We start from the raw sequence: 17,635 nt of genomic DNA on the forward strand, positions 1-17,635 counted from the left end.
CGACATGTCAAGTGCAGTGTCGACCGCCGGCAGCCGCCGGCTACTGTGCATGGGGTTGTTTTCCATTTTTTTGGCCGTGCACCCCGCCATCCCGGCGAGGGGCTGGGCTAGCCCTGGCGAAAACCCATCCGGAATGCGCCCCAGTGGCGGCCGTTCACGACGATCGGCGATGACAGATCCTTCATCAGCACGAAATTGCCGCCGCCCATGTCGCGGCGATAGGTCTGCAGCAGGAACGGTTTTGTGTTGGCCGCGACCTTGCTCACGGCGCGGTCGTTGAACAGGCGGCGGTTGCGGCAATTGGCGTTGTTCCAGACCGGGTCCGGCCCCTGCGGTTGCCGGTAGTTCGGATTGTGGGTCGGCAGATAGCCGCTGCGCGCCCAGGCGACGCAGAACACGATGCGCGGGTCGCTCTTCTGGATCGGATCCTGGATCGCGGGCAATACGCGGTCGGTGAAGGCGACGTAGTCGGTCAGGTACTGCTTCGGATTGGTGCCGGCGATCTCGCGATAATTCTCGTCCATCAATTGCGCGAGCGTGATCTCGCCGCGCGCGACGGCAGTCTCGAACAGGTCCGAGATCTGCCTTGCGGTGTCGATCACGACGCGGATCAGCGGCGTGTCACTGGTCTCCACGCCGCTGTCGGCGATGGTCACGATCAGGCTCTCGGAGAGCTCGAGCAGTTTCGCGACGCGGCTGTCGGCGTGCTTGAGGTCGCGCGAGGAGAGATCGACGCCCTTGGCCAGTTCGTTCAGCTCGGCGATCACGCTGTCGCAATGGCCGAGATTGGAGGTCGCGGCGCGCGCCACGTTGCCGATCTCGGCGCCGACGGATGAAAAGCCTTCCTGCACGCGCATGATGATGCCCGAAATCTGCTGCGCGCCTTCGCCGGCGCTTTTGGCGCGCAACGAGGCATCGCTGCTCTCGCCGATCAGGCTGCCGATCTGGCCGTCGAGATCGCGCACGGTGTCGGAAATCTGATGCGTCGCCTGGCGGGTCGCTTCCGCAAGGTTCTTGACCTCGCTCGCGACCACGGCAAAGCCGCGGCCGGCATTGCCGGCGCGCGCCGCCTCGATGGTGGCGTTGAGCGCCAGCAGATTGGTCTGCTTGGCGATCGCCTCGATCGAACCGGAGACCTTGGCGACCTGGCTCAGCGCGGAGCCGACCGCGGCGAGCCGTGCCTCGATCCGTCCGACCGCGGCGACGAGCTCGGCAATATGGCTGACCGCCGTCTCGACCACATGGCGGGACTCCGCGATCTGGCCGACCGCGGCGGATGCGGTCGTTTGCACCGCCTGCGATGCATTGGCGATGTCGTGATTGGCGGCGACCATCGTCTCGGCCGTCGTCTGCAAATGATGGAAGCGCTCGGACTGGCTGCTGACGCGGTTCGCGACCTCCTGGACGTTGCCTGCGATGTCGGCGAGTTCCACCCCGAGGCCGCCGATGCGGTCGGCGAGCTGGTCCACCAGCCGCTCGGCCAGCGTTCGGTCCGATGACGTATCCAGAACTGCAAGCTGCGCGGCCGACATATCGACGCTTCCTCCGTTACAGCGGCCTGTCGGCCGCCGCAGCATTCCCCATTCCAATCCTAGAGCGTGATTCGCGCTGCCGGTCTTGCCTGAGCGCGCACTGTGTAGCCCGGATGCAGCGCAGCGAAATCCGGGGCTCCTGCCCGTGGAAACACGTGTCCCGGATTACGCTTCGCTTCATCCGGGCTACGAAGTGTTCAAAGCTTGTAGGCGGTGCGGAACCCGCCCCAGTGCCGGCCGCGCACGCGGATCGGTACGTCGATCTCGCGCATCATCACCGTGTTGCCGCCTCCCATGTCGCGCGCATAGGTCTGGATCAGATAGGCGCGTTGGTTGCGGCCGGCGGCGAGACCCGCGGCGTCGTTGAAGATGCGGCGGTTGCGGCTGTTGGCGGTGTTGTATGCCACGTCGCCCGGCCGCTGCGGCTGCGAGTAGACCTTGTTATGGACCGGCAGATAGCCGTTCTGGTCGATCATCACGCAGAACGCCATCCGCTTGTCCCTGGCGAGGAACGCCTCCTGGAACGCCGGCAGCGTGCGCTCCGCCCAGTCCAGCATTTTGGTGCGGTACTGCACCGGATTGGTGCCTGCGATCTCGACATAGTCGGTGTCGAACATGTCGGCGATCGTGATCGCGCCGCTCGCCAGCCCGTTCTCGAAGATCTTGCTCAGCGCGCTGCCGGCTTCGATCGCGCGGGTGACGAGCTCGGCGTTCTCCTCGTGGATCGCCCACATCCGGTCTTCGATTTTTTCGCGCAGCTCGGCGGTTGCCGCCTCGAAGCGGGCCTGGCTGCCTGCCTTGGAGCGCTCGCCGATCCGGATCCGGCAAGCGCCGATCTCCTGCAAGGTCGCGTTCAGGGTCTCCTGCACCGGCAGCTTCTCGGCATCGGGGCCGCCGATCAGGATGCCGTCCATCGCGATCTCGTAGACCGGTGCGATGACGATGCCGCGCGCGGTCGTGATCTCGATCTTGAGGCTGCAAGGCAGGCGCTCGTTCTTGCGCGGATCGCCGCGCTCGTCCTGGCGCAGCAGCACCGCGCAGCGCGCTTTCAGCTTCTGCGCAAAGGCGGTCACCGCCTTGCCGGCCTTGGCGACATTGTCACCATGCGCGGCGGCTTCGCGCGTTGCCGAATCGATCTCGCCGGCGCTGGTGCCGACCGAGATGATGAAGTGCGAGGCGGAGGCGGCGTTCTGGCCCATCTCGCCGGTGATTTCATTCTGCTCGGCGACCGAGCCGTTGACGTTCTCGAACACCGGGCGGATCTTTTCGATCGCCTGCGAGATGCGGTGCACCGCGTCGGCCGATCCGGTGGCGTCCCTCTGCAGCGCCTCGATCTTGCGGGTGATCTCCTCGGTCGCGCTCTGGGTCTGCACCGCCAGCGCCTTGACCTCGGTTGCGACGACCGCAAAGCCCTTGCCGGCGGCACCGGCGCGTGCCGCTTCAATGGTCGAGTTGAGCGCGAGCAGCGTGGTCTGCCGCGCGATCTGCGCGATCAGATTGACGACGTTGCCGATCGCGGCTGAGGACTCGCGCAGGCGATCGACATTGGCGGTGGCCTCGCGCGCCGCGGCCGCGGCTTCGTCGGCGAGCTGGCTCGCGCTGCGCACCTGCGCCCCGATGCCCTCGGCGGAGTGGGTGAAGCGATCAGCGGCTTCCGAGAACGTCGTCGCGGTGCTCTGTGCATCGCTGCTGCGGCCGGTCAGCGCGTCGGTGCGGGCGCGGATGGTGGCGAGCTTGGCTGCGGTCGCCTCGGTGCCGTCGGCGACCGAGCTCGCGGCACGCTCGAGCTGGCGGATCATCGCGCCGAGCTCGAGTTCCAGCAATTCCAGGATCTCCTTGGACGAATCCTTAGCCGAATCCTTGGCCGAATCAGTCTCGGTCGAGACACCAGGGGCCGTGGCCGCGGTTGGAACCTGCGGCGCGACGGCCGGCGTAGCCGGCTCCGGCACTTGCTTTCGAAACAAACCGAACGCCATGTGGGCTCTTTGGGGGCTCTGGAAAGTTGCGGCGGGACGGGGCGATCCTCGCACCCGGGCATGAAGTCATGGTTAACAAGTGCCTCATATTCCGGCTTGCGGTAGTATTCCTCCGCCGGAAGGCCCCGCCGATCCTTTGATTTTGACCGTGAGGGGCCTATAAGGCCGCGTTTTCCATCCCTGTTCAGACCCTAAGCTCCGAAGAGACGTCGCATGGCCGGCCATTCCCAATTCAAGAACATCATGCACCGCAAGGGCCGGCAGGATGCCCAGAAGTCGAAGCTTTTCGGCAAGCTGGCCCGCGAAATCACCGTGGCGGCCAAGCTCGGCACCCCGGACCCGGCGATGAATCCGCGGCTGCGCGCCGCCGTGGTCGCGGCCCGCGCCGAGAACATGCCCAAGGACAATATCGACCGCGCCATCAAGAAGGCGGCGGGCAATGAGGGCGAGAACTATGACGAGATCCGCTACGAGGGTTATGGCCCCGGCGGCGTCGCCGTGATCGTCGAGGCGCTGACCGACAACCGCAACCGCGCCGCCTCCGATATCCGCTCCTTCTTCACCAAGTCGGGCGGCAATCTCGGTGAGACCGGCTCGGTCGCCTTCATGTTCGACCGCACCGGCATCATCGAATACGACGCCAAGGTCGCCTCCGACGACGCCATGCTGGACGCCGCGATCGAGGCCGGCGCCGACGACGTGGTCTCCAGCGAAGGCGGCCATGAGGTCTACGCCTCGCAGGACACCTTCCGCGAAGTGGCAAAAGCGCTGGAAGCGAAGTTCGGCGAGCCGCGCAAGGCGGCGCTGACCTGGAAACCGCAGAACACCGTCGCGGTCGACGACGAGACCGGCGAAAAGCTGCTGAAGCTGATGGACCTGCTCAACGAGCACGACGACGTGCAGAACGTGTTCGCCAATTTCGAGGTGTCCGACGCGCTGATCGCGAAGATGGGCGGCTAGAGCTTTTCCCGTTCCGATGGAATCGGAACGGGGCTCTAGATTCTTGTTTTGACGCGTTTTCTTCACGCGAACCGGTATCCACTTCGCTCGAAAACGCTCTAGTCGCTTGCACTGCTGTCGTCGCCCGGCTGGACCGGGCGACCCAGTATTGCAGAGACCCGCATTCGAGCCGAGAAGCCGCGGCGTACTGGATTCCCGCTCCCGTGCGCAATTGCGCCTAGGCGGGGATGACGAGTGGGCCGAGTTCAACGACCGCGGCAGGGGATGAGGCTCCGTTTGTGTTTCGTTCTCCCGGCGCAGGCGGTATCACTAGCCCATGACATCCCAGCCGATTCGCTCTCCCGTCCGCATCATCGGTATCGATCCGGGTCTCCGCCGCACCGGCTGGGGCGTGATCGAGACTGAAGGCAATCGTCTCGTCTATATCGCCTGCGGTTCGGTCGAGCCGCCGGACGATCTGCCGCTGGCGAGCCGGCTGCTCGCGATCCATGAGGGGCTCGCCGCCGTGCTCGGCGACTACAAGCCTGCGGAGGCGGCGGTCGAGCAGACCTTCGTCAACAAGGACGGCGTTGCCACGCTGAAGCTCGGCCAGGCGCGCGGCGTCGCCATGCTGGCGCCCGCAATGTTCGGTATCTCGGTTGCCGAATACGCGCCCAACCAGGTCAAGAAGACCGTGGTCGGCGCCGGACATGCCGAGAAGAACCAGATCCAGGTGATGTTGAAGATCCTGCTGCCGAAAGCCGAGCCGCCGTCCGCCGACGCCGCGGACGCGCTCGCGGTCGCGATCACCCACGCGCATCACCGCCAGAGCACCGCGCTGCGGCTCAGGGTGGCGAGCCTATGATCGGCAAGCTGAAGGGCCTGATCGATTCCTATGGCGAGGACTACGTGATCCTCGACGTCGGCGGCGTCGGCTATCAGGTGCACTGCGCGAGCCGCACGTTGCAGGCGCTGCCGTCGCCAGGCGGTGCCGCCGTGCTCTCGATCGAGACCTATGTCCGCGAGGATCAAATCAAGCTGTTCGGCTTCCGCAGCGATCATGAGCGCGAATGGTTTCGCTTGCTGCAGACCGTGCAGGGGGTCGGCGCCAAGGTCGCGCTCGCGGTGCTCGGCACGCTGCCGCCGACCGATCTCGCTAATGCCATCGCGCTGCGCGACAAGGCGGCGGTGGCGCGCACGCCGGGGGTCGGGCCGAAGGTCGCCGAGCGCATCGTCAGCGAATTGAAGGACAAGGCGCCGGGCTTTGCCGATGTCGATCCCGCGGTGGTGCAGCTCTCGGGTGCGATCGACAACAATCGCGCGCCGCGTCCAGTCACCGACGCGATCTCCGCGCTGGTCAATCTCGGCTACGGCCAGCCGCAGGCCGCCGCCGCCATCGCCGCCGCCTCGCGCAGCGCCGGTGAGAAGGCCGAGACCGCGCAGCTGATCCGGCTGGGCCTGAAGGAATTATCGAAGTGATCAGTGGATACCCGTGCCAGCCGTTCTTCACCTCTCCCCGCAAGAGCGGGGCGAGGGGGAACTACCAGCCTCGTGTTAGTCTCGCATCATGAATACGCCCTCGCGCATGGTCTCGCCCGAACGCCGCTCCGATGATGTCGGCGACACCGCGCTGCGGCCGCAGTCGCTGACGGAGTTCGTCGGCCAGGCCCAGGCGCGCAAGAATCTCTCGATCTTCATCGAGGCCGCGAAGAAGCGCGGCGAGGCGCTCGATCACGTGCTGTTCGTCGGTCCCCCCGGCCTCGGCAAGACCACGCTGGCGCAGATCGTCGCGCGCGAGCTCGGCGTCGGCTTTCGGGCCACCTCCGGCCCTGTCATCGCCAAGGCCGGCGATCTCGCGGCGCTGCTGACTAATCTCGAAGAGCGCGACGTGCTGTTCATCGACGAGATCCATCGCCTCAGCCCGGCGGTCGAGGAAGTGCTCTATCCCGCGATGGAGGATTTTCAGCTCGACCTGATCATCGGCGAAGGTCCGGCGGCGCGCTCGGTCAAGATCGAGCTGTCGAAGTTCACGCTGGTCGGCGCGACGACGCGCGCAGGCCTGCTCACCAATCCGTTGCGCGACCGCTTCGGCATTCCGATCCGGCTCAATTTCTACACCGAGGAAGAGCTCGAGAAGATCGTCACCCGCGGCGCCCGCGTGCTCAATATCGGCATGAGCCCGGATGGCGCCAACGAGATCGCGCGCCGCGCCCGCGGCACGCCGCGCATCGCCGGCCGCCTGCTGCGCCGGGTGCGCGACTTTGCCTCTGCGGCGGACGCCGATTCCGTCGACCGCGGCATCGCCGACCGGGCGCTGAGCGCGCTCGAGGTCGACAGCGCCGGGCTCGATGCGATGGACCGACGCTATCTCACCACCATCGCCTTGAACTATGGCGGCGGGCCGGTCGGCGTCGAAACCATGGCGGCGGCGCTATCGGAGCCGCGCGATGCGATCGAGGACATCATCGAGCCCTATCTGATCCAGTGCGGCTATCTGCAGCGCACCCCGCGTGGCCGGCTCCTGACCTCGCACGCCTTCCGCCATCTCGGCCTCGCCGAGCCGAACCGCGACCCCTCGCAGTTCGGCCTGTTCGGCGGCAATGGCGACGAGGACTGACGCATGCTCCGGAACAGCGCGAAGCAGTTTTCATGCTCGAACAAAAGGCCTCCGCTCCCAAAGACGTGAATGACGTGTTGATGCAGCGCGTCGCGCTTACCGGTAACCTTGCCTACTAACCATTGCGGCATCTCTGCAGGCCGTCTGCACAAACGCGGCCCAATTTCGCTCCAATCAAAGGGCCTATGATAGCCCAGAGTGTTTTCGACAAGCGCCAGGCATCACCGATCACACATCCATGATTTCACGTCGTCATTTTCTGCGCGGGTTCGGCGGATTGACCGCCGCCACCGCTTCGACCGCGGCCTATGGCTTGAGCGAACCGGTCGTCCGCCTCGCGCTCACGCGCTACGATCTGTCGCCGCGGCAATGGCCGGCGGACTTTCCGCTCAAGATCGCCGCGCTCGCCGACATCCACGCCTGCGATCCCTGGATGTCGCTCGATCGCATCGCTGAGATCGTCGAGCGGACGAACGCCCTGAACCCCGACATCGTCGTGCTGCTCGGCGACTATGTCGCCGGGCTACGTCATGTGACGCGCTTCATTCCGGCCTCCGACTGGGCCGCGGTACTCAAGGGCCTGAAGGCGCCGCTCGGCGTGCACGCCGTACTCGGCAACCACGACTACTGGGAAGACAAGGCGGTCCAGCGCTTGGGGCGCGGCATCCCGCTCGCGCGCCGCGCGCTGGAGGGGGCGGGGATTCCGGTCTACGAGAACGACGCGGTGCGGCTCGCCAAGGACGGTCGTCCGTTCTGGCTCGCCGGTCTCGGCGACCAGCTCGCCTTCATGGCGGCGCGGCCCTATCGCCAGGTCTCGCGCATCGGCGTCGACGATCTCAACGCGACGCTTGCCAAGGTCACCGACGACGCGCCGGTGATCCTGCTCGCACATGAGCCCGACGTCGCGCTCCGCGTGCCCTCGCGCGTCGCGTTGCAGCTGTCCGGCCACACCCATGGCGGACAGGTGCGGCTGCTCGGCTGGTCGCCTGCGGTGCCGGTGAAGCACGGCATGCGGCTCGCCTATGGCCATATCAAGCTGAAATGCGACGTCGTTGTCTCCGGCGGCCTCGGCTGCAGCATCATGCCGTTCCGCCTCGGCGTGCCGCCCGAGATCGTCCAGATCACGCTTGGCGCAAAGGGGCCGGTGCTGTCCTGATCGCGCTTGCGTGATCGCGCGATTTGCGCAACACGATTGTTCTTCCAGAGCATGATCCGGAAAAGTGCGAAGCGGTTTTCCGAAAAGATTATGCTCAAACGACGAAGCCTTAGCGCGATGACGCTTCAAGCTGAATTCATCGCGCTCTAGCGCAATCGAGGGCCGCAATTGACCTTACCCCATATCGACGGCGCGATCCGAGATGGCCGCCACCATATGCAGGTCCGCGTCTATTACGAGGACACCGATTTTTCCGGCATCGTTTACCACGCCAATTATTTGCGCTTCATGGAGCGCGGGCGCACCAATCATCTCCGATTGATGGGCGCCGAACAGAACGCGCTGTTCGAAGAGGCGCAGGAGGAGACCGGCGGCTTCGCCTTTGTGGTGCGCTCGATGACGCTCGACTTCCTCAAACCGGCGCGGATGGACGACATGCTCGATGTCGTGACCTGGCCGATCGCGGTGAAGGGCGCCTCCATCATGCTCGCGCAGGAGGTCAGGCGCGGTGATGACGTGCTTGTGAATGCGCATGTGCGCGTCGCCTTCGTCAGTCAGGGCAGGGCACAGCCGATTCCGAAGTCCATCCGTGCGCTGATGAAGGCCGATCTGGCTTAACTATGGGGCGATAGGAAAGGGCCTATCGACTCTTCATCCGGCGGCGATAGATTTGCGCGTGACAAAACAACCGCGAGGGATCGCCGATGTCACGCCCGCCGCTGCCACCCTTCACCCGCGAGACCGCCGCGCAGAAAGCGCGCATGGCGGAGGACGCCTGGAATTCGCGCGACCCCGTTCGGGTTGCCGGCGCCTATACCGAGGACAGCCGCTGGCGTAACCGCTCCGAGGTGATTCAGGGCCGCGAGGCGGTCGTGGCCTTCCTGACCCGCAAATGGGAAAAGGAGCAGGAGTATCGCCTGATCAAGGATCTCTGGGCATTCGACGGCAACCGCATCGCGGTCCGCTTCCAGTACGAATGGCACGATGCCGGCGGCAACTGGTTTCGCTCTTACGGCAACGAGCAGTGGGAGTTCGACGAGCACGGCCTGATGCGCCGCCGCGAGGCCTCGATCAACGACATCGCGATCGCAGAGAAGGATCGCCGCTTCCACTGGCCCGCCCCGGGCCCGCGTCCGGCCGATGTGCCGGGCCTGGGGCCGGAGCCGTTCTGACTGGCGCGTAGCCCGGATGGAGCGAAGCGAAATCCGGGGCGGCGGTCTCGTCTGTGGCTGACCCTCCCCGGATTGCGCTTCGCTCCATCCGGGCTACTTACAAACGGCGGGAGCTGGGCCGTCGTGCTTCGAGACGCGCGTTCCGCGCTCCTCAGCATGACGGGGATGAGATTGAGTGCGCGGCTAGAGTTAAGCGCGCGGATCCTCGCTCCGTCACCCCCGCGCAAAGGCTTCGCCCTGGCCGCTGGAGGTGCGAGCGGAGCGAGCCTCGAAGGGTGGACGGCCCCGCGCTCGGAGCCGTCGCATCTCAGTGTCCCTTACGCCGCAGCCTTATGCCGCGCGATCTCGGCCTTGTAGAGTTCGAACTCCTCCGCGAGCGCCTTCGCAACCGAGGGCCGAGTGCGCAGGCGCTCGTAATAGGCCTTCAGCGCCGGCCATTTCGCGAGCTCGATCGGCGGCGTCGCCATGGTCCAGTTGATCACCGTGACGAGATAGGCGTCGGCGACGCTGAAATGATCGAGCAGGTAGTCGCGGCCTTTCAGATGATCCTCGAGATAGTCGAGCCGCGAGACGTATTTCTCCAGCGCATAGGTCTTGGCCTCCGGCGGCGCCTTCTTGTCGAGCAGCGGCAGGAACAAGCCCTTGTGCAGCTCGGTGCCGATGAAGCACAGCCATTGATGCAGCTTTGAACGCTCGGCGTTCGATACGGTGCCGATGCCGGCCCGCGGAAACTGGTCGGCGACATATTGCAGGATCGCGGCGTTCTCGGTCAGCACGACGCCGTCGTCGGTGCGCAGCGTCGGCACCAGGCCGAGCGGGTTGACCTTGTTGAAGTCGGAGCCGTCGTTGCGCACCGCCTTGGTCTTCGGGTCGACCTCGAGATAATTGGCCGGCTGGCCGGCTTCATAGAGCGCGACGCGGGTCGCCATCGAGCAGGCGAGGGGCGAGAAATAAAGGTCCATGGGTGCCTCCAGTGTCTGGCGCGGGTGTCCGGCCGTTGTTGATTTTTGTACTGTCTTGGATAATATTGGCGGCGTCAAGGAATTAAATGCGAAATGGTACAAAAAACTAGGAAGCCGCCATCTGCTGCCAAAATCGCGGCGCCGGTCGCCCCGAAGCGCCGCGGGCGGCCGCGCGCCTACGAGCCCGATGTCGCGCTCGGCAAGGCGCTCGATCTGTTCCGGCGCGACGGCTTCGCCGCGACCTCGCTCGACGACCTGAGCGCGGCGACCGGCATGAACCGGCCGAGCCTCTATGGCGCGTTCGGCGACAAGCGCGAGCTCTACATCAAGAGCTACCAGCGCTATCGCGACGACGCGCGCGCCGCGATGGTCGACATCTTCCGCGCCGACGCGCCGCTGCGCGAGCGGCTCGAGCGCATCTATCGGATCGCGCTCGACATCTATCTCTCCGGCGAATCCGGCCCGCGCGGTTGCTTCACCGTGATGACGGCTGCGTCGGAGGCGGTGTCGGATCCGGACATCTGCACCATGGTGGTCGAGGGCCTGACCGAGCTCGACAAGGCGTTCGGCATCTGCTTCCGCCATGCCAAGGAGCGCGGGGAACTGCCTGAGGGGACCGATCCGGCGGCGCTGGCGCATCTGGCCTCGGCCACCATCCACACCATCGCGATCCGCGCCCGTGCCCGCGTGCCGCGCAAGGAGCTCGAGGCGATCGTGAAGGGCGCCGTCGACGTGCTGTGCGGGGCGAAGTAGCGGCCGAAGAAACTTTCTCGCGCGGCGAATGTCGGGCGCTGGCTTTCCCGCCCGTCTTCCGTAAGGTCTCCCCACTCACGGAAGCGGAACATCATGGGAAAAGTCAGGACTTCAGTATTCACGGTCTCGATCGACGGATTTGGCGCGGCGCTGAATCAGAGCCTCGAACATCCGTTTGGCGTGGGCGGCCTGGCGCTGCCCGCCGCCTGGTTCTTCGAGACGCGAACCTTTCGCGCGATGACCGGCCAGGACGGCGGCACCACCGGGCTCGACGACGAGATCGCCCGCAAGTCGATGGAGCGGATCGGCGCCTGGATCATGGGCCGCAACATGTTCGGCCCGATCCGCGGGCCGTGGCCGGATCATGCCTGGAAGGGCTGGTGGGGCGACAATCCGCCGTACCACACGCCGGTGTTCGTGCTCACCCATCACGCGCGGCCGGACATCGAGATGGAAGGCGGCACCACGTTCCACTTCGTGACCGGCGGCATGCTTGCCGCACTCGAGCGGGCGCGCGCGGTTGCGGGCGACAAGGATATCCGCGTCGGCGGCGGCGTTTCGGTGGTGCGGCAATTCCTGCAGGCGCGCCTGCTCGACGAGCTGCAACTGGTGTTGCCGCCGGTCGCACTCGGCGCCGGCGAGAGTTTGTTCGCGGGCCTCGATCTGCCCGCCCTCGGCTATGCCGTCGTCTCGCGTGTCGCGAGCCCGCACGCGACCCACGTCACCTTCGCGCGCAAATCCTAGACCGCTCACGCCTGCGTCAGCAGCGCCACCTCAACTCCGGCATCCAGAAGGGCGTCGAGCTCGCCTACGACCGGCTCGCCGAACTCGTTGCCGGGATGGGAGAAGCGGCCTCTCCACTTGTCGTCCCGGCGAAAGCCGGGACCCATAACCACAGGACCTCGTTGTTGCGCAGGATGGTTTCCCCGCATGCCCCAATGAGGGGCCGCGGAGTATGGGTCCCGGCTTTCGCCGGGACGACACTCTGTGTTGGGTGACGGCGGTGCTAATACCCCCGCTTGCGATCGACGAGGTTCTCCAGCGCGCCGCCGGCCTCGAAACGCGCGATCTGCTGCGCGACATATTTCGAGATCTCGTCGGCGTCGGTGTCGGCGGCGTTGTGCGGCGTCAGCACCACCTTCGGGTGGCTCCAGAACGGGCTCGCCTCGGGCAGCGGCTCGGTCTCGAAGACGTCGAGCGAGGCGGCGCCCAGCGTGCCGTCATCGAGCGCGCGCAGGATGTCGGCCTCGTTCTGCAAGCCGCCGCGGCCGGCATTGATGATGACGGGCGCGCCAAGCGGGCTCTCGCGGTTCAGCTTTGCGAACGCGTCGCGGTTCAGCACGTGCCTTGTGTCCGGCGTCAGCGGCAGCAGGCAGACCAGGATGTTGGTCTCGCGCAGGAATGCGTCGAGCCCGTCCGCGCCGTGATAGCAGGCGATGCCGTCGATCCGCTTCTCGCTGCGGCTCCAGCCGACGACGCGAAAGCCGAGCGCGCGCAGCACCTGCGCCGAGGCGGCGCCGAGCGTGCCGAGCCCCATCACGCCGACGGTGATCGCGCTCGCCGCCCATTGATAATCCGGCGCCCAACGCTTCACCCGCTGCGACTCGCGCAAATAGAGCTCCTGGCGGTGATGCATCAGCACATGCAGCACGACATATTCGGTCATGCGGTCGGTGAGATCGGAGACCGCGACCCGCACCAGCGGCACGTCCGGCAGCGAGCGATCGGCCATCAGCGCGTCGACCCCGGCGCCGAGATTGAAGATGACGCGCAGGTTCTTGAATGCCGCGAGCTCGCCCGGCTTCGGCTTCCACACCGCGGCGTAATGCACCTCGGCGGGATCGAGTGCGCCGTCCGGCAGCAGCACCACGCGGCGGTCCGGGCAGACCGCATCGAACCGCGCCTTCCAGCGCGCCGACGACCAGTTTTCCGAGCCGCCATTGATCAGCAGCGCGAGTGCGCCCTTACCCATCCCGATACCTCCAACATCAATGTGACGTATGTCACAGAGCGGGTCCAGCCCGCATTCATCTCCTGCCATCAACAGGGGAGAACTTCCATGCGCAAACTGATCCTGGTGTCGGCTCTCATCCTCGCCGCCGTCGCCACGGCCCACGCCGATCAAAGCCGCGGCCTCGTGCTCGCAAGCGCTGATGCGCCGGCGCGGGCGCAACCGGCCGTTGCTCCAGCTCAGGGCGAGGCCCAGCGGGCCCCATCACAGGCCCAGGCACAACCCGTGGAGTCCCCGCGGCAGCAGGCGTCCCGTCCGGCGACGAGGAGCCACGTCCGCCATCGCGAGAGCGATGAAGCCAAGGCGCGTCGGATCGACGGCCGCTACGGCGTCTATTGGTGACAGCGTGCTCATCGTCGCGGTGACGGCCTGACATGCCGTCGCCGCGGCTGAGGTCCAGTTTGTCGAAGCTCGCCATGGAGCCTCGATCAAAATCCACCGTCGGCATCCGGAACCTAAATTTCTTTCGCGCCCCCTGTCGGCAGCGGGCATAATCGTTCGTTCTTGCAATGAACGGAGATGCCTTTTCGATGCTGTACGCCATCCTCTGCTATCATGACGAAGACATGGTCGGTTCCTGGAGCAAGGAACACGACGCCTCCGTCATGCAGAAACTGTCCGTCGTGCAGGACAAACTCGCCAAGCAGGGCAAGCTCGGCCCGGTGGCGCGGCTGTTGCCGACCACCGCGGCGACCACGCTGCGCAAGGAAAATCCGCCGCTGGTGCTGGACGGCCCGTTCGCCGAAACCAAGGAGCAACTGCTCGGCTTCTATCTGGTCGAGGGCAAGAACCTCGACGAGGTGCTCGACATCGCGCGCGACCTCGGCGAGGCCAATCCCGGCGGCACCTATGAGATTCGCCCGGTCGGCTACTTCAATCAGGGGGGTACCAAGGCGTGAGCGTGACCGACACCGCCTGGATCGATGCTGCGTTGACGTCCGCGCGTCCCCAGGCGGTTGGCGCACTGCTGCGCTACTTCCGCAATCTCGACACCGCCGAGGAAGCGTTCCAGAACGCCTGCCTGCGGGCGCTCAAGAGCTGGCCGCAGAACGGCCCGCCGCGCGATCCCGCGGCGTGGCTGATCATGGTCGGCCGCAATGTCGCGATCGACGAGGTCCGCCGCAACAAGAAGCAGCAGCCGCTGCCCGACGACGACCAGGCGATCTCCGACCTCGACGACGCCGAGGACGAGATCGCCGAGCGGCTCGACGGCTCGCACTACCGCGACGACATCCTGCGGCTGCTGTTCATCTGCTGTCACAAGGATCTGCCGGCGACGCAGCAGATCGCGCTCGCGCTGCGCATCGTCTCAGGTCTCACGGTGAAGCAGATCGCGCGCGCCTTCCTGGTCTCGGAAGCCGCGATGGAGCAGCGCATCACGCGGGCCAAGGCGCGCGTCGCCGATGCCAACGTGCCGTTCGAGACGCCGGGTGCGGTCGAGCGCAGCGAGCGGCTCGCCTCGGTCGCGGCGATGATCTATCTGATCTTCAACGAGGGCTATTCGGCGAGCGGCGACACCAACGAAATCCGCGCGCCGCTGTGCGAGGAGGCGATTCGCCTCGCCCGCCTGCTGCTGCGGCTGTTCCAGAGCGAGCCCGAGATCATGGGGCTGACGGCGCTGCTGTTGCTGCAGCACGCCCGCGCCGAGGCGCGCTTCGACGTTGACGGCCAGGTGATCCTGCTCGATGACCAGGACCGCAGCCTGTGGAATCAGAAGCAGATCGCCGAGGGCCTCGCGCTGATCGACAAGGCGATGCGCCACCGCCGCAGCGGGCCGTATCAGGTGCAGGCGGCGATCGCAGCGCTGCACGCCCGTGCGGAAAAGCCCGAGGATACCGACTGGACCCAGATCGATCTGCTGTACGGCGCGCTCGAGGTCATGCAGCCGTCGCCGGTGATCACGCTCAACCGCGCCGTTGCGGTCTCCAAGGTGAAGGGGCCGGAAGCCGCGCTCGAGATGATCGAGCCCCTGGCACCGCGGCTCGCCAATTACTTCCATTATTTCGGCGTGCGCGGCGCCTTCCTGATGCAACTCGGCCGCAACGAGGAGGCCCGCATCGCCTTCGACCGCGCCATCGCGCTCGCCAACACCACCGCCGAAGCCGCCCACATCCGCATGCATATCGACCGCCTGATGCGCGACAGCCAGCCGCGCAACGCGAAGGCGGGGAAATAGTCGTCAGGCTGTCGCGCGGCCGTCACGCTCTGCGTCGCTTCCTCCCCGAACACGATGCTTCCCCCGAAGCCCCGATTGCCGCCCGGCGTCGAAACGACGCCGCTGCTGCCATTACCTGCTTCCCTGCGGCGCACCTCCGCAGTAGCCTGCATGAATTGCACACAAAACCATTGCCCGGAGAATGAAATGATTGATCGCCCGCTCGATGAATCGATGCATTCAGCCGCAAGGCAATCGCCAAATAAATCGCCGCGATCTCCTGTTGAACGGCAGCTCGGTCCTGGCCATGCTTGCGTTGGCCTCAATTGCGACTGCGAACCCCACGTCTGCCGCCGCGCAATCGACCGCGCCGCGCCCGCACATCGTTTGCATCGTCGCGGACGATCTCGGATGGAAGGACGTCGGATTTCACGGCTCCGACATCAAGACCCCAAATATCGACAAGCTTGCGCAGGACGGGGCCCGGCTCGAGCAATTCTACGTCCAGCCGATGTGCACTCCCACCCGCGCAGCATTGATGACCGGCCGTTATCCGTGCCGCTACGGCCTGCAAACCCTGGTCATTCCGACGCCCGCCAAATACGGATTGCCGACTGATGAATGGCTGCTGCCGCAGGCGCTCAAGGAACCGGGCTACAGGACCGCCATGGTCGGCAAGTGGCATCTTGGGCACGCCGACCGCAAGTTCTGGCCGCGTCAACGCCGGTTTGATTACCACTATGGATCGATGGTGGGCGAGGTCGATTACTTCACCCATTCATCTACAAATGTGCGCGACTGGTATCGCAACGACAAGCCGGTGAACGAGCCGGGCTACGTCACTCAATTGTGGGGTGCGGATGCAGTCGCGCAAATCGACGCCCATGATCCAAAGACACCGCTGTTTCTGTATCTAGCCTTTACCGCTCCGCATTCCCCTTACCAGGCTCCGAAGGAATACATCGACAGGTACCGGCATATCGAAGATCCGACGAGACGCACCTACGCCGCCATGATCACGTGCATGGACGACGAGATCGGCAAGCTGGTCTCCGCGCTCGAACGGAAGAAGATGCGCCAGAACACCTTGATCGTTTTCATGAGCGACAACGGCGGCAACCAGACCGCGCTCCTTGCCGGGGATGCCGACGTGTCGAAGCTGAAGCTGCCGGCCGACAACGGTTCTTACCGCGGCGGAAAAGGCATGTTGTACGAAGGCGGGACGCGCGTCGCCGCGTTCGCGAACTGGCCCGGGCAAATCAGAGCCGGGGAGGTGAGGGAGACGATGCACGTCGTCGATATGTTCCCGACGCTCGCCGGCGCCAACCTCGCCAAGCCGGGCAAGGGAAAGCCGCTCGATGGACTGGACGTCTGGGCCACCGTCAGCAAAGGCGCCCCCTCGCCCAGGCAGGAGGTGGTCTACAACATCGAGCCGTTCCGCGGCGGTGTGCGCGCAGGTGACTGGAAGCTGATCTGGCGGACACCGCTCCCTTCGGCGACCCAGCTGTACAATATCCCGCAAGACCCGTCGGAAAAAAAACCAATCTGGCCGAAAGCAATCCGCAGAAGGTCAGGGAGCTGCAGTCCCGCATCGAACAACTCGCCAGGGAGAGCGCCAAGTCCCTGTTTCTTGCCGACGCGTTCGCGGCGGTCAAGGGGGTCGCTCACGGGCCGCCTTCGCTGCCCAACGAGGGAGCCTTTTTCACGCAAGGTGACTGAGGGCGAGGGACTGCGGGGCCGACCCCGTTGAAGGGGCAAACCACATTGAATCTGGCTGGATGCCCGTGACTCGAGCTCCCGCACCGGGAGCCTCGATCATGCATTGCGACGACATGCAAAAATCTTCACCGGGGGTGTCGGCCTCGCATTCCGCCGTACGTCTTGATGACAGAGCATCACCAAGCGTTACGGAGCCTGTCATGCCGACGATCGTCGACACCGAAGTCTCAAAGCCCGCCCGCATCACCGGACGCGTCATGAGCGGCGTGGTCGTCCTGTTCCTGCTGTTCGACGGCGCGATCAAGCTAGTGCCGCTCTCTGTCGTCACCGAGACCATGGACAGGATGGGCTTCGGCGCGAGCGATGCGCTGGCGCGCAGCCTCGGCATCATCACCATCGTCTGCACGCTGCTGTACTCGGTGCCGCCGACCTCGATCCTCGGCGCGATCCTGCTCACCGGCTATCTCGGCGGCGCGATCGCATTACATGTGCGGATCGGCAGCCCGCTGTTCACCCACACGCTGTTCGGGCTTTATCTCGGCCTGATGTTGTGGGGCGGGCTCTATCTGCGCGACGGCAATCTGCGCGCAATGCTTCCATTTCGCCGGTGAGGTATTGTTCAATCCATCCTTGTGGAGACTGT

Annotated in this window: 19 protein-coding genes; 14 read left to right on the forward strand and 5 right to left on the reverse strand. The window is 65.5% G+C overall.

From position 1 onward, the window contains the following. Positions 1-107: 107 nt before the first annotated feature. Together ACE10X_RS06575 and ACE10X_RS06580 are read right to left on the reverse strand one after the other, a co-directional pair. Positions 108-1,532: a methyl-accepting chemotaxis protein gene (locus ACE10X_RS06575; protein ID WP_038386571.1), complete on the reverse strand. Its 1,425-nt coding sequence runs from the start codon at positions 1,530-1,532 to the stop codon at positions 108-110. Positions 1,533-1,729: 197 nt separating this feature from the next. Continuing rightward, positions 1,730-3,508 carry a methyl-accepting chemotaxis protein gene (locus ACE10X_RS06580; RefSeq protein ID WP_375764094.1) on the reverse strand — a complete coding sequence of 593 codons (1,779 nt, stop codon included), beginning with the start codon at positions 3,506-3,508 and terminating at the stop codon, positions 1,730-1,732. 213 nt (positions 3,509-3,721) lie between these two features. On the opposite strand from ACE10X_RS06580, the gene ACE10X_RS06585 reads away from it, so the two are divergent. From ACE10X_RS06585 to ACE10X_RS06615, 7 genes are all read left to right on the forward strand, one after another. Beyond that, positions 3,722-4,468 (forward strand): YebC/PmpR family DNA-binding transcriptional regulator, encoded by a 747-nt coding sequence (locus ACE10X_RS06585; protein ID WP_016842553.1) that lies wholly within the window; start codon positions 3,722-3,724, stop codon positions 4,466-4,468. A gap of 316 nt (positions 4,469-4,784) precedes the next feature. Continuing rightward, complete coding sequence (gene ruvC / locus ACE10X_RS06590) at positions 4,785-5,312, forward strand: crossover junction endodeoxyribonuclease RuvC (RefSeq protein WP_028343970.1); 528 nt, start codon at positions 4,785-4,787, stop codon at positions 5,310-5,312. Beyond that, entirely contained in the window at positions 5,309-5,926 is a 618-nt protein-coding gene (gene ruvA, locus ACE10X_RS06595) for a Holliday junction branch migration protein RuvA (protein WP_038386561.1), read from the forward strand. Before ruvC ends, ruvA begins: the two co-directional genes overlap by 4 nt. An 88-nt stretch (positions 5,927-6,014) precedes the next feature. After that, complete coding sequence (gene ruvB, locus ACE10X_RS06600) at positions 6,015-7,064, forward strand: Holliday junction branch migration DNA helicase RuvB (RefSeq protein WP_016842550.1); 1,050 nt, start codon at positions 6,015-6,017, stop codon at positions 7,062-7,064. Between the two features lie 238 nt (positions 7,065-7,302). Next, entirely contained in the window at positions 7,303-8,220 is a 918-nt protein-coding gene (locus ACE10X_RS06605; RefSeq protein WP_038386560.1) for a metallophosphoesterase, read from the forward strand. A 168-nt stretch (positions 8,221-8,388) separates the two neighbouring features. Beyond that, positions 8,389-8,838: a tol-pal system-associated acyl-CoA thioesterase gene (gene ybgC / locus ACE10X_RS06610; RefSeq protein WP_375764095.1), complete on the forward strand. Its 450-nt coding sequence runs from the start codon at positions 8,389-8,391 to the stop codon at positions 8,836-8,838. Between the two features lie 86 nt (positions 8,839-8,924). Continuing rightward, positions 8,925-9,392 (forward strand): nuclear transport factor 2 family protein, encoded by a 468-nt coding sequence (locus tag ACE10X_RS06615; RefSeq protein WP_038386558.1) that lies wholly within the window; start codon positions 8,925-8,927, stop codon positions 9,390-9,392. Positions 9,393-9,709: 317 nt separating this feature from the next. On the opposite strand, the gene ACE10X_RS06620 is transcribed toward ACE10X_RS06615, so the two are convergent. Beyond that, entirely contained in the window at positions 9,710-10,354 is a 645-nt protein-coding gene (locus ACE10X_RS06620; RefSeq protein ID WP_038386557.1) for a glutathione binding-like protein, read from the reverse strand. A 93-nt stretch (positions 10,355-10,447) separates the two neighbouring features. Between ACE10X_RS06620 and ACE10X_RS06625 the strand changes: the two genes are divergently transcribed. Continuing rightward, complete coding sequence (locus tag ACE10X_RS06625) at positions 10,448-11,107, forward strand: TetR/AcrR family transcriptional regulator (protein ID WP_038386556.1); 660 nt, start codon at positions 10,448-10,450, stop codon at positions 11,105-11,107. A 93-nt stretch (positions 11,108-11,200) separates the two neighbouring features. After that, positions 11,201-11,851, forward strand: coding sequence for a dihydrofolate reductase family protein (locus ACE10X_RS06630; RefSeq protein WP_038386555.1), 651 nt, complete (start codon positions 11,201-11,203; stop codon positions 11,849-11,851). A 5-nt stretch (positions 11,852-11,856) separates the two neighbouring features. On the opposite strand, the gene ACE10X_RS06635 is transcribed toward ACE10X_RS06630, so the two are convergent. Further along, complete coding sequence (locus ACE10X_RS06635) at positions 11,857-11,997, reverse strand: hypothetical protein (RefSeq protein WP_375764096.1); 141 nt, start codon at positions 11,995-11,997, stop codon at positions 11,857-11,859. Positions 11,998-12,113: 116 nt separating this feature from the next. Continuing rightward, positions 12,114-13,079 carry a glyoxylate/hydroxypyruvate reductase A gene (locus ACE10X_RS06640; protein WP_038384392.1) on the reverse strand — a complete coding sequence of 322 codons (966 nt, stop codon included), beginning with the start codon at positions 13,077-13,079 and terminating at the stop codon, positions 12,114-12,116. Positions 13,080-13,166: 87 nt separating this feature from the next. On the opposite strand from ACE10X_RS06640, the gene ACE10X_RS06645 reads away from it, so the two are divergent. The 5 genes from ACE10X_RS06645 (at position 13,167) to ACE10X_RS06665 (ending at position 17,603) form a co-directional block, all read left to right on the forward strand. After that, on the forward strand, positions 13,167-13,460 hold the full coding sequence (locus tag ACE10X_RS06645) for a hypothetical protein (protein WP_038384391.1): 294 nt from the start codon (positions 13,167-13,169) through the stop codon (positions 13,458-13,460). A gap of 188 nt (positions 13,461-13,648) precedes the next feature. Next, positions 13,649-14,017 (forward strand): YciI family protein, encoded by a 369-nt coding sequence (locus ACE10X_RS06650; protein WP_028332829.1) that lies wholly within the window; start codon positions 13,649-13,651, stop codon positions 14,015-14,017. Then, on the forward strand, positions 14,014-15,294 hold the full coding sequence (locus ACE10X_RS06655; protein ID WP_375764097.1) for an RNA polymerase sigma factor: 1,281 nt from the start codon (positions 14,014-14,016) through the stop codon (positions 15,292-15,294). The genes ACE10X_RS06650 and ACE10X_RS06655 overlap by 4 nt, the downstream gene beginning before the upstream one ends. A 190-nt stretch (positions 15,295-15,484) precedes the next feature. Further along, the gene (locus tag ACE10X_RS06660) at positions 15,485-17,023 is read left to right on the forward strand and encodes an arylsulfatase (RefSeq protein ID WP_375764098.1); all 1,539 of its coding nucleotides are present in this window, start codon (positions 15,485-15,487) and stop codon (positions 17,021-17,023) included. Positions 17,024-17,192: 169 nt separating this feature from the next. Beyond that, complete coding sequence (locus tag ACE10X_RS06665) at positions 17,193-17,603, forward strand: DoxX family protein (protein WP_375764099.1); 411 nt, start codon at positions 17,193-17,195, stop codon at positions 17,601-17,603. The last annotated feature ends 32 nt before the right edge of the window (positions 17,604-17,635 follow it).

It is taken from the genome of Bradyrhizobium sp. Pha-3 (assembly GCF_042258325.1).
In the GTDB taxonomy this organism is placed as follows: domain Bacteria; phylum Pseudomonadota; class Alphaproteobacteria; order Rhizobiales; family Xanthobacteraceae; genus Bradyrhizobium; species Bradyrhizobium elkanii.

Excerpts from the sequence above, each read along its gene's own strand:
- ACE10X_RS06575 (WP_038386571.1), bottom strand. The coding sequence starts at position 1,532 with ATGTCGGCCGCGCAGCTTGCAGTTCTGGATACGTCATCGGACCGAACG.
- ACE10X_RS06580 (WP_375764094.1), bottom strand. The coding sequence starts at position 3,508 with ATGGCGTTCGGTTTGTTTCGAAAGCAAGTGCCGGAGCCGGCTACGCCG.
- ACE10X_RS06585 (WP_016842553.1), top strand. The coding sequence starts at position 3,722 with ATGGCCGGCCATTCCCAATTCAAGAACATCATGCACCGCAAGGGCCGG.
- ruvC (WP_028343970.1), top strand. The coding sequence starts at position 4,785 with ATGACATCCCAGCCGATTCGCTCTCCCGTCCGCATCATCGGTATCGAT.
- ruvA (WP_038386561.1), top strand. The coding sequence starts at position 5,309 with ATGATCGGCAAGCTGAAGGGCCTGATCGATTCCTATGGCGAGGACTAC.
- ruvB (WP_016842550.1), top strand. The coding sequence starts at position 6,015 with ATGAATACGCCCTCGCGCATGGTCTCGCCCGAACGCCGCTCCGATGAT.
- ACE10X_RS06605 (WP_038386560.1), top strand. The coding sequence starts at position 7,303 with ATGATTTCACGTCGTCATTTTCTGCGCGGGTTCGGCGGATTGACCGCC.
- ACE10X_RS06615 (WP_038386558.1), top strand. The coding sequence starts at position 8,925 with ATGTCACGCCCGCCGCTGCCACCCTTCACCCGCGAGACCGCCGCGCAG.
- ACE10X_RS06620 (WP_038386557.1), bottom strand. The coding sequence starts at position 10,354 with ATGGACCTTTATTTCTCGCCCCTCGCCTGCTCGATGGCGACCCGCGTC.
- ACE10X_RS06625 (WP_038386556.1), top strand. The coding sequence starts at position 10,448 with ATGGTACAAAAAACTAGGAAGCCGCCATCTGCTGCCAAAATCGCGGCG.
- ACE10X_RS06630 (WP_038386555.1), top strand. The coding sequence starts at position 11,201 with ATGGGAAAAGTCAGGACTTCAGTATTCACGGTCTCGATCGACGGATTT.
- ACE10X_RS06635 (WP_375764096.1), bottom strand. The coding sequence starts at position 11,997 with ATGGGTCCCGGCTTTCGCCGGGACGACAAGTGGAGAGGCCGCTTCTCC.
- ACE10X_RS06640 (WP_038384392.1), bottom strand. The coding sequence starts at position 13,079 with ATGGGTAAGGGCGCACTCGCGCTGCTGATCAATGGCGGCTCGGAAAAC.
- ACE10X_RS06645 (WP_038384391.1), top strand. The coding sequence starts at position 13,167 with ATGCGCAAACTGATCCTGGTGTCGGCTCTCATCCTCGCCGCCGTCGCC.
- ACE10X_RS06650 (WP_028332829.1), top strand. The coding sequence starts at position 13,649 with ATGCTGTACGCCATCCTCTGCTATCATGACGAAGACATGGTCGGTTCC.
- ACE10X_RS06665 (WP_375764099.1), top strand. The coding sequence starts at position 17,193 with ATGCCGACGATCGTCGACACCGAAGTCTCAAAGCCCGCCCGCATCACC.